At 57.4% G+C, this 15,528-nt stretch carries 10 protein-coding genes; 9 read left to right on the plus strand and 1 reads right to left on the minus strand.

What is annotated here, in order from left to right:
* Nucleotides 1-2: 2 nt before the first annotated feature.
* Nucleotides 3-1,250: an LVIVD repeat-containing protein gene (locus tag M2403_RS15395; RefSeq protein WP_208951858.1), complete on the plus strand. Its 1,248-nt coding sequence runs from the start codon at nt 3-5 to the stop codon at nt 1,248-1,250.
* A gap of 27 nt (nt 1,251-1,277) precedes the next feature.
* Here the strand turns inward: M2403_RS15395 and M2403_RS15400 are convergent, their stop codons facing one another.
* A complete protein-coding gene (locus tag M2403_RS15400; protein ID WP_152323934.1) occupies nt 1,278-2,189 on the minus strand; it encodes a DMT family transporter in 912 nt (303 codons plus the stop codon).
* A 350-nt stretch (nt 2,190-2,539) separates the two neighbouring features.
* On the opposite strand from M2403_RS15400, the gene M2403_RS15405 reads away from it, so the two are divergent.
* From M2403_RS15405 to yjiA, 8 genes are all read left to right on the plus strand, one after another.
* Nucleotides 2,540-3,985: a DHA2 family efflux MFS transporter permease subunit gene (locus tag M2403_RS15405; protein ID WP_152323935.1), complete on the plus strand. Its 1,446-nt coding sequence runs from the start codon at nt 2,540-2,542 to the stop codon at nt 3,983-3,985.
* Between the two features lie 50 nt (nt 3,986-4,035).
* Nucleotides 4,036-4,929: a dihydrodipicolinate synthase family protein gene (locus tag M2403_RS15410; RefSeq protein WP_259229899.1), complete on the plus strand. Its 894-nt coding sequence runs from the start codon at nt 4,036-4,038 to the stop codon at nt 4,927-4,929.
* Nucleotides 4,930-5,110: 181 nt separating this feature from the next.
* On the plus strand, nt 5,111-6,463 hold the full coding sequence (locus M2403_RS15415; RefSeq protein WP_259229900.1) for an SrfA family protein: 1,353 nt from the start codon (nt 5,111-5,113) through the stop codon (nt 6,461-6,463).
* A 4-nt stretch (nt 6,464-6,467) separates the two neighbouring features.
* Nucleotides 6,468-9,455 carry a virulence factor SrfB gene (locus M2403_RS15420; RefSeq protein ID WP_259229901.1) on the plus strand — a complete coding sequence of 996 codons (2,988 nt, stop codon included), beginning with the start codon at nt 6,468-6,470 and terminating at the stop codon, nt 9,453-9,455.
* Nucleotides 9,452-11,833, plus strand: coding sequence for a virulence factor SrfC family protein (locus M2403_RS15425; RefSeq protein ID WP_405047831.1), 2,382 nt, complete (start codon nt 9,452-9,454; stop codon nt 11,831-11,833). The genes M2403_RS15420 and M2403_RS15425 overlap by 4 nt, the downstream gene beginning before the upstream one ends.
* Nucleotides 11,834-12,107: 274 nt before the next feature.
* A complete protein-coding gene (locus M2403_RS15430; protein WP_152323940.1) occupies nt 12,108-14,258 on the plus strand; it encodes a carbon starvation CstA family protein in 2,151 nt (716 codons plus the stop codon).
* Between the two features lie 79 nt (nt 14,259-14,337).
* Nucleotides 14,338-14,541 carry a YbdD/YjiX family protein gene (locus M2403_RS15435; RefSeq protein ID WP_104924916.1) on the plus strand — a complete coding sequence of 68 codons (204 nt, stop codon included), beginning with the start codon at nt 14,338-14,340 and terminating at the stop codon, nt 14,539-14,541.
* A 13-nt stretch (nt 14,542-14,554) separates the two neighbouring features.
* Nucleotides 14,555-15,520 (plus strand): GTPase, encoded by a 966-nt coding sequence (yjiA, locus tag M2403_RS15440; RefSeq protein ID WP_259229904.1) that lies wholly within the window; start codon nt 14,555-14,557, stop codon nt 15,518-15,520.
* The last annotated feature ends 8 nt before the right edge of the window (nt 15,521-15,528 follow it).

The following is a 15,528-nucleotide window of genomic DNA, read 5'->3' on the forward strand; positions in this document are numbered from 1 at the left end:
ATATGACAACTCAATCTCTTCCGCAACCGGAATACAGCCGCAACATGCGGCTGATCGGGCACAGTGACCAGGGTGGAAAACCTGACGGCGTGCAGGTAATGGTTCACCGTGGTTATGCCTATATCGGCCATATGGTGTCGCAGGGTTTTTCTATCGTGGATGTCCGCGACCCGAAAAATCCGCGCCCTGCCGGTTTCGTCGCGGCACCGCCGGGCACCTGGAACGTACATTTACAGGCACACGACGATTTACTGCTGGTGATCAACGCCCGCGACTTGTTTGCCGACGTGCGTTTCGCCGATGAAAAAGTGTATTACACCCGTTCCGTCAGCGAGACGGTCAAAGGCACGCAACAGCGCGGCTGGAGCGCCGGTGTGCGGATTTTTGATATTTCGACGCCCGATCGGCCAAAAGAGATCGGATTTCTCGGGCTGGAAGGCATCGGCGTTCACCGCATCTGGTATGTCGGCGGGCGCTGGGCTTACGTTTCAGCACTGATCGACGGTTACAGTGATTACATTTTCCTGACTATCGATCTGGCTGACCCGCGTCACCCGCAGGTGGCCGGACGCTGGTGGTTACCGGGGATGCATACTGCGGGCGGTGAAACGCCGGACTGGGCGGAAGGCAAACGCTACGCGCTGCATCACGCGATCATCAGCGGGGATACGGCCTATGCCAGCTGGCGCGACGGCGGCCTGACGCTGCTGGATATCAAAGACCGGGCTGCACCGCAGCTGATTTCACACCGTAACTGGAGTCCGCCATTTGGTGGCGGTACGCACACCGCGCTGCCGTTGCCGGACCGGGATTTGCTGATCGTGCTCGATGAAGCGGTGCTGGATAATCAGGAAGACGGTGAGAAGCTGATCTGGGTATTCGACGTGCGCGAGCCGTCCTGTCCGGTGAGTATTTCCACATTTCCGCAGCCGGATGAGCGGGATTATGTCAGCAAAGGCGCGCATTTTGGCCCGCACAACCTGCATGAGAACCGGCCGGGCAGCTTTGTCAGCTCGACACTGATTTTCGCCACTTACCAGAATGCCGGTGTGCGCGCGTATGACATCACCAATCCGTATCAGCCGAAAGAGACCGGTGCGCTGGTGCCGGCGGCTCCGGCCAAAATGATGGATACCCGCCCCGGCAGGCCGCAGGTCATTCAGTCCTGCGACGTGTTTGTCGATGCGCAAGGCATCATCTACAGCACCGACTACAACGGTGGCCTGTCCATCATTGAGTATCTCGGTTAATGCTGCGCCGCGTCTGAATCTGCCAGTTTAAGACGCGGCGATTTTCTTTTCCGCCACCTTCTTCCCCGGGCTGAGTACCAGCCATACCGCCAGACAAATGAGCACACCGCCCGCAAAGAACCCTTCCGACAGCGTTTCATTGAGCAACAGATAGCCCCACAAAATACCAAACGGCGGGATCAGAAACGTCACGGTCATGCTGCGCAGCGGGCCGATATCGGCAATCAGGCGGAAATACAAAATATACGCCCAGGCCGTACAGACGAAACCGACCGCCAGTACGCACAGCCAGACCACCGGTTGCGCCCAACTGACCGGTGCACCGGTCGCGGAGGTATACACAAAGAATGGCAGCAGGAACAGCGTCGCGCCCAGCTGACTGCCGGTCGCTACCAGTTTCGGATCCAGCCCGCCGCGCTCGGAAATCCAGCGGCGCGTCAGGAACCCGGCCACCGCATAACAGCTGGTTGCTATCAGACAGGCGATCACGCCCGCCAGCAGCGACGACACGGACTGCGCCGTGCCGGTGGCGGTCAGCAGCGTAATGCCGAATAACCCCAGCAGCACGCCGAGCGCCTTTTTGAGCGTCACGCTTTCATGGAAAAACAACCCGCCCACGACCACCCCCATCAGTGGCGTCGTGGCATTGAGAATGGCCGAATACCCGGCGGGCAGCCAGCGCGCGGCCAGGCAGTACATCAGAAACGGCAGCCCGGAGTTGATCACGCCGAGCAGCAACGCACTGCGGAATTTCCCCTGATATTCCCGTGGTGTGCGCAGCACCGCCAGAATCACCAAAAGCCCGACAAACCCGAACAGCACCCGTAAAAACGCGGTATTGATCGCCCCGAACGCCGGAGACGCCACACGCATAAACAAAAAGCTCCCGCCCCAGATCGCCGCCAGCAACAATAAACGGCAATAATCGCCACTTTTCATTCATTTCTCCTTTTAGTTATGGGGTGATGTAGTTTTTTATTGCACCCTGATTCCCGTATTTGTTACGGGCGACCTGAATTATGTCAATGAGTGTAGCGAATGTGTTAACGGCCCATCCCTCTTTTTCTTGCTTTCTAATTGCGCATAAGGTGCTTTGCTACAGCAAGACCTTCCCCGCTCCGCTTCCAGACACACAGACGCCGCTTTGCTGCCGCACTTCCTGCCTAAAACCGCTCTTTTTGATCCTCCGCAGATCTATAACCGGCGCAAAGGTGTGTGATAGGTTTAATACTTATCATCTATCTTTCGCTGCGCCTTGCAGCGCCTTTGTGGTGTCCGGGACAGAATAAATGAGCCAGAGTAAATCGGATGCGTCAGAACATCCGCAGGGAGATTCCGCGGTTAACTCAGGAATTTCCGTTATTGCTTTATTGGTTGCAGCCGCTTTCTTCATGGAGTTTATCGACGGTACGGTGATTGCCACCGCGCTACCGCAAATGGCCCTGTCGTTCGGCGTTTCGGCGGTGGATCTGAATGCAGGGATGAGCGCGTATATGCTGACGCTGGCGGTGCTGATCCCGGCCAGTGGCTGGGCGGCGGAGCGCTTCGGGGCGCGCAACGTGTTCACCTTTGCGCTGGGCGTGTTTACGCTGGCTTCCCTGTTTTGTGCGCTGGCGACTAACGTCAGTGAATTTATCATTCTGCGTATTATACAGGGAATTGGCGGGGCCCTGATGGTGCCGGTCGGGCGTCTGACGGTGCTGAAAACCACGCCGAAACCACAGCTGATTAAAGCCATCGCCACCCTCACCTGGCCTGCGCTGGTCGCGCCAATCCTCGGGCCGCCGCTCGGCGGTTTTATCACCCACTATGCTTCCTGGCACTGGATTTTCTACATCAACGTTCCGCTGGGAATTATCGCGATGATGCTTGCGTGGCGTCTTTTCCCGCAGGAAAAACCTGACCAGCCGAAGCACTTCGATAAACCGGGTTTTCTGCTGACCGGCATGGCGATGCTCTCGCTGGTGACGGGGCTTGAACTGATCAGTCAGGACCACATTTTATGGATCACCGCTATTGCGCTGCTGGTGGTGGGCGTTGTGCTGTCTGTTCTGGCGTTACGGCATCTGCAACATGACCCCGCGCCGATGGTACATCTGGGTTCGCTGGCGATCCCGACGTTTCGCATCAGCATGGGCGGCGGTTCGCTGTTTCGTGTGACGATCAGTGCCGTGCCTTTCCTGCTGCCGCTGATGTTGCAGGTGGGTTTCGGGATGGATCCTTTCCATGCCGGGCTGCTGGTTCTGGCGGTTTTTGCCGGGAATCTGGCGATGAAACCGGCGACTACGCCGCTGATCCGCCGTTTCGGATTCCGGCCTGTGCTGGTGGTGAACGGATTACTGAGCGTTTTCTCGCTGCTGTTTTGTGCATTTCTGACGCCGGGAACCCCCGACTGGCTGGTGATGTTGCTGCTGTTTCTCGGTGGCCTCAGCCGTTCGATGCAGTTTACCGGCATCAGCACGCTGGCATTTTCTGATGTTCCGGCCCGACAAATGGCCGATGCCAATACGCTGTTCAGCACGGTTTTGCAGCTTTCCGTCGGGCTGGGCATTACCGTCGGCGCGCTCGGTACGCGGCTCGGCGAACAGCTGATCGCTGCGATGCACTGGGATTCAATTCCCGGCCTGAGTTTTAAAGTCGCGTTCGTGGTGATTGCAATCCTCACACTCATTGGCTGGCTGGATATATTGCGGCTGAAACCTGACGCCGGTGTCGCGGTGTCCGGCAAAAAGTGAATGATGACGCTATGATTACCCGGGCTATTTAACTTCTTTTGGAGAGACCGATGTTCACAGGATTAAGCGCTTTTCCTCTTACGCCGCTTTCGGTAAACGGCATTGACGAGGACTCTTTTGTCAGGCTGATTGACCGGCTGGTCAGCGCAGGCGTGGATTCCATTGGTGCGCTGGGTTCGACAGGCAGTTACGCCTATCTGACCCGCGAAGAGCGCGCCCGCGTTGCGCGTCTGGCGGTTGAGAATGCGGGTGATGTGCCGGTGATGGTCAGTATCGGTTCTGTGCGGACCTCTGATGTGTTACGTCTGGCTGAATATGCCCAGCAGGCGGGCGTGAAGTCGGTATTACTGGCACCGGTGTCGTACCAGAAACTCACCGAAGAGGAAGTGTTTACGCTGTATGAGACGGTGTCCCGTAACCTGTCGGTGCCATTGTGCGTTTACGATAATCCGAATACGACTCACTTTGAGTTCTCCGACGAGCTGTATGTACGCGTCGCGCAATTACCTCACGTTGCCAGCATCAAAATCCCCAACCTTTCGCCGGATCCGGTCGCAACCCGCCAGCGACTGGATGCGCTGCGCGCCTTACTGCCGGCACATATCGCACTGGGTGCTGCGGGGGATCTGGCCGCAGCAACCGTGCTGACACAGGGCGGCGACGTCTGGTATTCAGTTATTGGCGGTTTGTTCCCGGAAATTCCGGTCGCCATTGCCCGCGCGGCGAAAAGTGGGAATGCGGAGCGCGCTCAGGCGTTATCAGCGCAGCTTGAGCCGTTATGGGTGTTATTCAGAAAACACGGCAGTGTCCGCGTCGTGGCCGCCGCCGCCGAATTACTGGGCATGGTTTCTGCGCCCTGCCTGCCGTTACCGCTAAAGTCTCTGGGCGGCGATGATCGTCAGCGTCTGGCGGCCGTACTCGAACAACTGGGTTTGCAGGCCTGATTTTGATGGCGGGCGTTTGTCCCGTCGTTATTCCCTTCTCTGTTCCCACGGCATAAACAGCCACCCTTTTTGTTGCTTATTCCCCCGTTTGATTTCGCTTAAATCCCCTAAAGTGTCAGCATCATGAACCTTTTCTGCCTGTTTTCTTCCGCAGCGCAAAACCAATAAAGGCTTTTCAGGCGTGGCAAAATCATTTTTACGCAGTGGCAGTCTCAACGACATCCTTGCGCTGGGCGAAAACGGGCAACCGGTTTACGCCTCAGCCCTGCAATTACGGGAAACCTTACGTCTGCGTAAACAACCTGCAATTGCCGATTGTCTGGCTATTCCGCAACTCAATGAAGCCGGTGACCGGCTTGACTGGTATTCACCGCGCGAAGGCAAAGTCGTGTCGTGGGCAGCGGCCACCGATGCGGCCCGTGCCTCCGCGCTGCGCCAGCTCGAAAACTGTCTGGATGCCGTGGCGCAAATCAGCAAAACGGCGAAAGCCTCTGAAAAATCCGCGAATCAGTTTTTCGGCTCCCTGCTGGAAAAGGCGTTTCGTTTCCCGGATCAGAACCACGTTTATCTGGTGGGCGGCCAGCCGGTACTGACGTTCTGGGGCTTTGTCAGTCTGGATAACACTCATAACGCCGACCCGTTTGCCGCTTTGCGTAATACGCTGAAAGCCGAAGAACCGCTGCCGACGCTGTCGCTCGCCGCCGAAAAACCGCGCGTGCAGGAACCGGTCATCGAACTGCCTCCGGCACCGCGCGTGATCAAAACTATTGAAGCCCGCGCCGCCGAACAGGAAAACGCAACGCCTGAACCGGTCGCTGCGCCGCGCCGTAAAAAATCACCGCTGATCTGGGCATTGCCGGTCGCGGCGCTGGTCTTCGCCGGTTCTGCTGCCGCCTGGTTGTATTCACGCGCACCTGAGCCAAAAGTGGAAACCGCCAAAACCGAAGCGCCAAAACCGGCGGCTGAACCGGTCGCGATTGCGCCACCACCGGTCGCAACGGAATTGAAAGCGCCGGAACCGGAGGTTGCGAAACCGGCTCCGGCCGCCCTGCCGGTGGCTCAGGCTGCGGTGGTTGTTCCTGCGCCTGAACCGGTGGCAGAAGCCGAGAAGAACCCGGTCGTTGCTGAGCCAGCGCCTGCACCGGTCAGCAAAAACTCGCTGGTGCTGCCAGCGGACGCCGTAAAAATCGGTTCAACCAAATTCCTCAACGGTAACTGGACCGCCATCGTCGATATTAAAGATCCGGTGACAGGCAAACCGCCGGTGCTGCGTTATCAGATTAAACAAGGTCAGGGAACGGTGAAAATCACCTACGGCGCGGGTGTGACTTGTCACGCTGAGACGGGCGCAGGCCTGATGCAGTCGGGCAAGCTGGTGATCAACAGCCGCTACAGAGCGAAATGCAGCGACGGTTCCCGTTATCAGATGCCGGAAATCAGCTGTACTCAGGGCGCCACGGGCGCGGCGGTGTGTCAGGGGCGTTACAACGGTGACACGGTTTACCCAATTACCATGAAGCGCGAAGGTAAATAACAGCATGCTGGCAACCATTACAGATTTTAAACAGACCATTTTTAAGCAAGCCGTGACCCTGATTCAGGACAGCGGTATTCAGTTTCTCGACTTCGCGCTCAAACCGGTGTGGGATGATGCGCTGCCTGCTAAATTCGTGCGCAAAAGCGCCAACGGCCCGCTGCTGCGCCTGGATTTCAACCCGCAAAATGGCCGTCATTTCTTACCCGGCGTGGACGGCGGTGCACCAGAAGTGGTGCGGCCTGAATTCAGTTTCCCGCTGGAACAGTCGCTCAAATTGCTCGATCAGATCTGGCTGCCGTTGCCGTTCCTGCGTTTTAATCCTCCGCGCACTTTTATGGCGGGCCCGGATAACTGGGCGCGTGTGCAAATCCGCGCGCTCGATACGCCGGAAGCCGATGGCAGTACGCACCGCGTGGTGGTGGCGTTTGATACCCGCGTGACCGAAGGCGATGAAGAACAGGCGCTGCTGGCTCCGACGCCGGACGACGTGAAAAACGGCATTAACTTTGCGCTGGCGTGGCACAACGAAGAGTTGCCCGAGTTTCTTGACCAGACCTGGGTAGACGGCTGGCTGCGTGAAGTCTTTACCGAGCAGGCGGCACTGCGCGAAGACCGTGAGGTACGCAATATCAAAGTGGCGCTGCGCGAATTTGAATATCAGGCGCACTATCTGAACCTGCTGGAAATGCTCGGCAGCCAGCTGAGTATTCCGGAGCTGAAGATCAACGGCGCGACGCTTCAGGAACCGGCGATCAACGTGGATCTTATCCTCGACGTCGGTAACTCGCACACCTGCGGCATTCTGGTTGAAGACCATGTTGGCGAAACCGACGGACTGAAACAGACCAGCGAACTGCAACTGCGTGACCTCTCACAGCCGCATTTTCTCTATAACGAGCTGTTTGAAAGCCGTGTGGAATTTGCTCAGGCGCGCTTTGGTAAACCGAACTTTTCCGTTGAAAGCGGCCGTGACGATGCGTTTATCTGGCCGTCAATTCTGCGTGCCGGGCGTGAAGCCAGCCGCCTGGCGCTGCTGCGCGAAGGCACGGAAGGATCGACCGGAATTTCCAGTCCGCGACGTTATTTGTGGGATGAAGACAGTTACACGCCGGGCTGGCGTTTCAGCCAGGGCGGCCACAGTACGGTGCAGGAGCCGGTGGCGGCGGCAATGCCGCTGACGTTCCTCATCAATGACGAAGGTCAGCCGCTGTCTGACCTGCCGCCGGAAGATCGCCTGCCGGTGTTTTCTGCTCATTACAGCCGCAGCTCGGTGATGACGCTGATGCTGTCCGAACTGCTGGCGCAGGCGATGATGCAAATCAACAGTCCGGCGCAGCGCATCCGCATGCTGCGCTCGTCCGCGCCCCGCCAGATCCGCAATATTATTCTGACGCTGCCGTCGGCAATGCCGAAACCTGAGCGCGAAATTTTCCGCCGCAGAATGCAGGAAGCGATTGGTCTGGTCTGGAAATCTATGGGCTGGCATCCGTCGGATGACGGTTTTAAAAATCAGACCGATAAAGCCAAAAGCCGCATGCCGGTGCCCGATGTGCAGATGGAATGGGACGAAGCGACCTGCGGCCAGATGGTGTATCTGTACAACGAAACACAGGTGAACTTCGGTGGTCATACCGGCGAATTCTTTGCCAGCATGGCGCGTCCGGACCGGGAACTGGCCGACGATGAACCGGTGGGTAAAACCCTGCGCATCGCGTCGATTGATATTGGCGGCGGCACCACCGATCTGGCGATTACCCAATACTGGCTCGACGACGGTATGGGAAATAACGTCAAAATCACCCCGCGCCTGTTGTTCCGCGAAGGGTTTAAAGTCGCGGGCGACGATATTCTGCTCGATGTGATCCAGCTTTATATTTTACCTGCGCTGCATGCCGCGCTGAAGAAAGCCGGGCTGGCGAATCCGGACAGCCTGATGACGCGCCTGTTTGGCAGTGAAGGCCGCATGGACGGGCACGCGACGCTGCGTCAGCAAAGCACGCTGCAAATTTTCATCCCGCTGGCTCATGCCGTGCTGGAAGTTTACGAACGTTTTGACCCGCTGGATACGCACGCCGAAATCGATGCGCCGTTTGGCGAACTGCTGGGGCAACATCCGACGCAAAAAGTGCTGGATTATCTGCACAGCGAAATTCAGCGCGTGCTGCCTGCCGGTTCCGCCGTTTTCGATATTTTACAGGCTCCGCTGGTGCTTAAACTCAGCAAACTGCACAACGAATTCTTATCTAACCGCATGAGCATCACGCAGAATCTGCGTTCGCTCTGTGAAGTGGTGTCGCTGCACGATTGCGACGTGCTGTTGCTGACCGGCCGCCCTTCGCGCTTCCCCGGTATTCAGGCGCTGTTCCGCCATCTCCAGCCGTTACCGATTAACCGCATGCTTTCGCTGGACGGTTATCACACCAGCGGCTGGTATCCGTTTAACAAACAGGGGCGCATTGATAACCCGAAATCGACGGCGGCGGTAGGTGCGATGCTGTGCCTGCTGGCACTGGATTTACGGCTACCGGGCTTCTATTTCAAGGCCGGTGATTTCCAGCCGTATTCCACGGTGCGTTATCTCGGCATGCTCGACGGTAATCAGGTTCTGACCGACGACAATGTTTGCTACAGCGATATTGATCTGGATGCGCATGATTACAAGCTCGACAGCGCCGCCAGTTTCCGTATCCGTGGCGCGATTTGTCTCGGTTTCCGTCAGCTGGAAAATGACCGCTGGCCTGCGTCGCCGCTGTATACCTTGTCGATTGCGGAGCCGGAACTGGCACGTAAAGTGGCTGGCGACAGCGTGCTGCGCGTAAAACTGGCCGTTAAAAAAGGCGAAGATCACCCGACACCGGAATTTTTCGACATCGCCAGCGCGGTGCTGGATAACGGCACCAAAGTGCCATCTCATCACCTGCGGCTCAGGCTGAACACACTGGGCGAAAGCCATTACTGGATCGACAGTGGGAGCGTATTCGTCTCATGACAACAAGCATGACAGTTTCAACCCCGGCACCGGCGCTGACCACCAACGAATTACAGCGTCAGTTTGCGGCCGCTGCCGCGACAATGGGCGACGCGCTGGAGTGGGTGGACACCACCCGTGAACAGGCACCGCGTCTGGATCTGGAAGCCGACCGTTTGCGTCTGCAACTCAAACGTTGCCGCGACAAAGCACAGCGTCTGGCGCTGGCGTGCGAACTGCCACCTGCGCTGGGTTTCTTCGGGCATTCTCAGGCCGGGAAATCCTATCTGATTTGTTCTCTGGCGGCCGGAAACTATGGCCGTCTTGAAACCCGCCTCGGCGGCGTGACGCTTGATTATCTGACGCAGATTAATCCGGGCAACCGCGCCGCCCGTCTGGCGACCCGCTTTACGCGCCAGGTGGATGTGAGAGACCGCGCTTTTCCGGTGCGCATGTTGCTTCTCAGTGAAGCCGACCTGGCGCGCATCGTGACCCGCGCGTTCGAGCCGGACGCCAGTTATCACGTTCCCGATACGCAGCAGATCACCGAGCATCTCAATAAGCTGATGATGCACCGCCAGCCAGAGCCGGTAGAAGGCTTTACCAGCGAGCAAATGATGGGATTATGGGATTCGATGATCCGTCTCGACGCCCGCCGTTTCCGTCATCTCAACGCACATTACTGGCCGGTGGCCGTGAAGCTTGCGCCGTATCTGAACGTTGACGACCGCGCACGCCTGTTCTCTTTGCTGTGGGGCAATACGCCCGCATTAACCGCTGCTTACCGTCATTACGCCCATACGCTGCAACATCTCGGCAGTGCGCAAAGTCTGCTGGCACCGCTGAGCATTCTGGTGGATGACGCGATGCAGCCTGCGGACGGGATCTTCAGCCCGTCGCCGACCTGGGATATTCAGGTGCCGGTCTGCCCGCAGTTTGGTGAAGAAACCGGTTCACAGGTGACGTTGTCACTGGCTGAACTGACGCTGCTGGCCTCCGAAGTGCAAATTCCGCTGCTTTCGCCGCCGCGTGAAGTGCTGTTCGAACAGACCGACCTGCTGGATTTACCGGCGCAGAGCGCGCGGGCAGAAGACGGTACAGACGACGAAAAAGACGCCCTGTTCCGCGCCAAAATGGCCTATCTGCCCGAGCGTTATACCGACCGCCACGAAATGAATATGCTGATGGTGTGTACCGCCGCGGATAAACGTGAAGACGTGGTTGCCGTTGGCCGCACGCTGGAATACTGGGTCAAAGAAATGCAGGGTGAAAACACCCAGGTTCGCGGCCGCCGCAAGCCGGGGCTGGTCTGGGTGCTGACGCCGTTTGACCGCCGCATGACTGAATCGGTGCATTTCGATGAAGCCGTGCAGCGTCACGTCGGTAATCCGGGCGATGCCTGGGGCGCATTGCTGGCGATGGACGAGCGCGGCCTGCAACGTATGGCCGATTATCTGGTAGCGGAAATTCGCCCGGAAATCCGGCTGAACCGTCTCGAAGAACTGCGTGACGAACTTTACCGCGAGCTGGCGGATAACCTGCTGGGGCGCTGGTTCCAGAAAGGCGAAGTGGCTGACCCGGCGAAAAAGCAGCATACCGTTCAGACCGTGATTAAAGCCTTACAGACGCGCACCGGCGTCCACGGCGAATTGCTGGAAAAACTGCTGCCCGGCCGCGATGAGCTGCACAGGATTTATCACGAAATTTCCGGGCAGGACGCCGGAACCGACCCGCAGGATCAGACTGCCGCCGAAAGCTTTGGTATCGGTATCGACATTGATTTGTTTGCCGAGCAACAGGATGTGCAGCCGTGGCAGGAAAAACAGGATGACGGCGCGGCGTTTGCGCGTCAGGTGCAGCGTTACTGGATAAACCATCTGCGCGGTTTACCGGAAAATGAACCGCTGATCGCTCTGCTTGGTGTGGCGAAACCGACCGTAGAGTTGCTGATAGAAGAGCTGATCACCGCCAGTTTCCGGCTGAATATGGGGGAGGCGCTGGTGCGCTCACTGGGCGGAACCTTGCCTGCCGGTGCGCGTGAACATGAACATCACGCCGACCGGCAGGTTTCCCGCGCGCTGACCGTGCTCGGTGATTTTGTTGCGTGGCTCGGCTATGAAAAACTCAGCGAAGCCGAACGCCCGGAAAGCCGCATCAATAAGGGCAATAAGATTTTCGCCAAGCCGCAGAAAAACGTCGCCAGCTGGAAATCTTCCCGCAGGCTGACCAGACTCTCGGCAACGCCGACCAATTCGACCGCGTTTTACATTTACGACTGGCTGGTCGGATTGCAGGAAAGCATCATGCGTAACGCCGGTTACGCCGCGGGCGGTGAAATTCCTGCGCAACAGCGCGAACAGTTGGAAAGCCTGCTCGGAAAATTAGCCGTTCCGGCCTGAAAATAACCCGTCACAGGGGCAAAACGCCTCTGTGACGCGGGTTTGCAGTGAGATCTAAATCACAAAATTCAGTGGGTTAGCGCGACATCAAAACCGCTTACCGCCTCCAGTAACCGCTTAGCTCCCCATACAACCGCTTAACCACTCTTTCCCCCGTTTGGCGGTGAAATTCGCCATCCTGTGTCTGGCAAAAAAATAGTGCCCTTCTCTTATAAAAGCTCCTCTCAAAATCCGTGAGGGGCATTTGTTGGCTATTCTGACAACCAGGTTTCCTATGAATACAAAATCAATATTCAAGCATATACCCTGGATGATTCTGGGAATCATCGGTGCTTGCTGTCTGGCAGTCGTTGCCTTACGGCGAGGTGAACATATCAGTGCGCTGTGGATTGTGGTGGCATCGGTTTCGGTCTATCTGGTGGCCTACCGCTATTACAGCCTCTACATCGCGCAAAAAGTGATGAAGCTCGACCCGACGCGTTCAACGCCCGCGGTGCTTAATAACGACGGGCTGAACTATGTGCCGACGCACCGCAACGTGCTGTTCGGCCACCACTTTGCGGCCATTGCGGGCGCAGGTCCTCTTGTCGGGCCGGTTCTGGCGGCGCAAATGGGCTACCTGCCCGGCGTGCTGTGGCTGCTGGCGGGCGTGGTGCTGGCAGGAGCTGTACAGGATTTCATGGTTCTGTTTATCTCCTCGCGCCGTAACGGGGCGTCGCTCGGCGAAATGATCAAAGAGGAAATGGGGCCGGTGCCGGGCACCATCGCCCTGTTCGGCTGTTTCCTGATCATGATTATTATTCTGGCGGTGCTGGCGCTGATTGTGGTGAAAGCGCTGGCGGAAAGCCCGTGGGGCGTGTTTACGGTCTGTTCGACGGTGCCCATCGCGCTGTTTATGGGCATTTACATGCGCTTTATCCGGCCTGGACGCGTGGGTGAAATCTCGGTGATTGGCGTGATTTTGCTGATTGCTTCCATCTGGTTTGGCGGCGTGATTGCCCATGACCCGTACTGGGGCCCGGCGCTGACGTTTAAAGACACCACCATCACCTTTACCCTGATTGGCTATGCGTTTATTTCTGCGCTGCTGCCGGTCTGGCTGATTCTTGCGCCGCGCGATTATCTGGCGACATTCCTGAAAATCGGCGTGATCGTCGGGCTGGCGATCGGGATTGTGATCCTGAATCCGGAACTGAAAATGCCTGCGATTACGCAGTACATTGACGGCACGGGTCCGCTGTGGAAAGGCGCGCTGTTCCCGTTCCTGTTTATCACCATTGCCTGTGGTGCGGTGTCCGGTTTCCATGCGCTGATTGCTTCCGGCACCACGCCAAAACTGCTGGCCTGTGAAACTGACGCGCGCTTTATCGGTTACGGCGCAATGCTGATGGAATCTTTCGTGGCGGTGATGGCACTGGTTGCGGCTTCCATCATCGAACCGGGTTTGTACTTTGCGATGAACACCCCGCCAGCCGGTCTGGGCATTGTGATGCCAAACCTGCATGAGCTGGGCGGCGATAATGCGCCGATGATTTTGGCACAACTGAAAGATGTGACGGCGCACGCGGCGGCCACGGTGAGTTCCTGGGGCTTTGTGATCACTCCGGAACAAATTCTGCAAACCGCTAAAGATATCGGCGAACCTTCCGTGCTGAACCGCGCGGGTGGCGCACCGACGCTGGCGGTGGGTATCGCGCACGTCTTCAACAAGATTGTGCCGTTTGCCGATATGGGCTTCTGGTATCACTTCGGGATCCTGTTCGAAGCGCTGTTTATCCTGACTGCGCTGGACGCCGGTACGCGTTCCGGACGCTTTATGTTGCAGGATTTGCTCGGCAACTTTATTCCGTTCCTGAAAAAAACTGATTCACTGGTGGCCGGGATTGTGGGTACTGCCGGTTGCGTGGGCCTGTGGGGATATCTGTTGTATCAGGGTGTGGTCGATCCGCTGGGCGGCGTGAAAAGCTTGTGGCCGCTGTTCGGGATCTCCAACCAGATGCTGGCGGCTGTCGCCCTGGTGCTGGCAACTGTGGTGCTGATCAAAATGAAACGCACTCAATACATCTGGGTCACCGTGCTGCCTGCGGTCTGGCTGCTGATCTGCACCACCTGGGCGCTGGGTCTGAAACTGTTCAGCACCAATCCGCAGATGGAAGGCTTCTTCTTCATGGCCAGCCAGTATAAAGCCCGTATCGCCGCTGGCGGCGCGGACCTGACGGCACAGCAAATCAGCAACATGAACCATATTGTGATCAACAACTACACCAACGCCGGGCTGAGTATTCTGTTCCTGATTGTGGTGTACAGTATTATTTTCTACGGCTTCAGGGCATGGTTGCAGGCGCGTAAAACCGATCAGCGTACCGATAAAGAAACGCCGTATGTGCCGGTGCCGGAGGAAGGTATTAAACTCTCCAGCCACTGATGATGTTGTGTTACTGCCCCGCACTCGCGGGGCTTTCCCGCATATAGCATGGCGGCCAATACTCTCAAAGGAGCGGCTTGTGTTCGATAATTTAGGCGCGGCGAAGAAATACCTCGGTCAGGCGGCGCGCATGCTGGTGGGGATCCCGGATTACGATACCTACGTGTTGCACATGCAGACCAATCATCCGGATAAACCGATGATGACTTACAAAGAATTTTTCCGCGAACGCCAGCAGGCCCGCTACGGCGGCGACGGCAAAGGCGGGATGCGCTGTTGTTAACAGGAATGACGTTATGACACCCATTGCGGTCACGGTTTTAACCGGTTTTCTCGGCGCAGGCAAAACTACCCTGCTGCGCCAGATGCTGCATCAGCAGCACGATTACAAAATTGCAGTCATTGAAAATGAGTTTGGCGAAGTGGCGATCGACAGCCAGCTGATTGGCGATCGCGCGACGCGGATTACCACGCTGACCAACGGGTGTATCTGTTGCAGCCGCTCGAACGAACTGGAAGACGCGTTGCTGGATTTGCTCGACGGTCTGGATGGAGGCGACGTGCAGTTCGACCGGCTGGTGATTGAATGCACCGGCATGGCGGATCCGGGGCCGATTTTGCAGGCGTTTTTCGCCCATGAAATTATCTGCGAACGCTATCTTCTCGACGGAGTCATCACGCTGGTGGACGCGATTCATGCGCAACAACAGCTGGATCAGTTCCCGCTGGCGCAGTCGCAGATTGGTTATGCTGACCGGATTTTGCTGACGAAAACCGATGTGGCCGGTGACAGCAGCGAGCTGATTGCGCGGCTTCAGCGGATTAATGCCCGCGCACCGGTGTATCCGGTGGTGAACGGCGATATCGATCTGGCGCTGTTGTTCGACACGCGTGGTTTTATGCTGGAAGAAAACGTGGTGGTCTCAAAGCCGGTTTTCCGCCGCATTGTGAACCGGCAGGAAAATACGATTTCATCCATCGTGGTGGAACTGGATTATCCGGTGGCGTTGCAGGCGGTATCCGGCGTGATGGAAGGTTTACTTTCCGGTTTTGCAGACAGCCTTCTGCGCTATAAAGGGATGTTGTGGGTTGAGGAACAGCCGTGCCGCCTGCTGTTTCAGGGCGTTCAGCGGCTGTACAGCGCCGACTGGGACCGCCCGTGGGAACCGGACGAAACGCCGGTCAGCCAGCTGGTGTTTATCGGCGTGGCATTACCGGAAGCCGAAATTCGTCAGGCATTTGACGGGCTGAGACCCGTCTGAACCGCCCG

It is taken from the genome of Rahnella sp. BIGb0603, assembly GCF_024808755.1.
GTDB classification, from domain to species: domain Bacteria; phylum Pseudomonadota; class Gammaproteobacteria; order Enterobacterales; family Enterobacteriaceae; genus Rahnella; species Rahnella contaminans.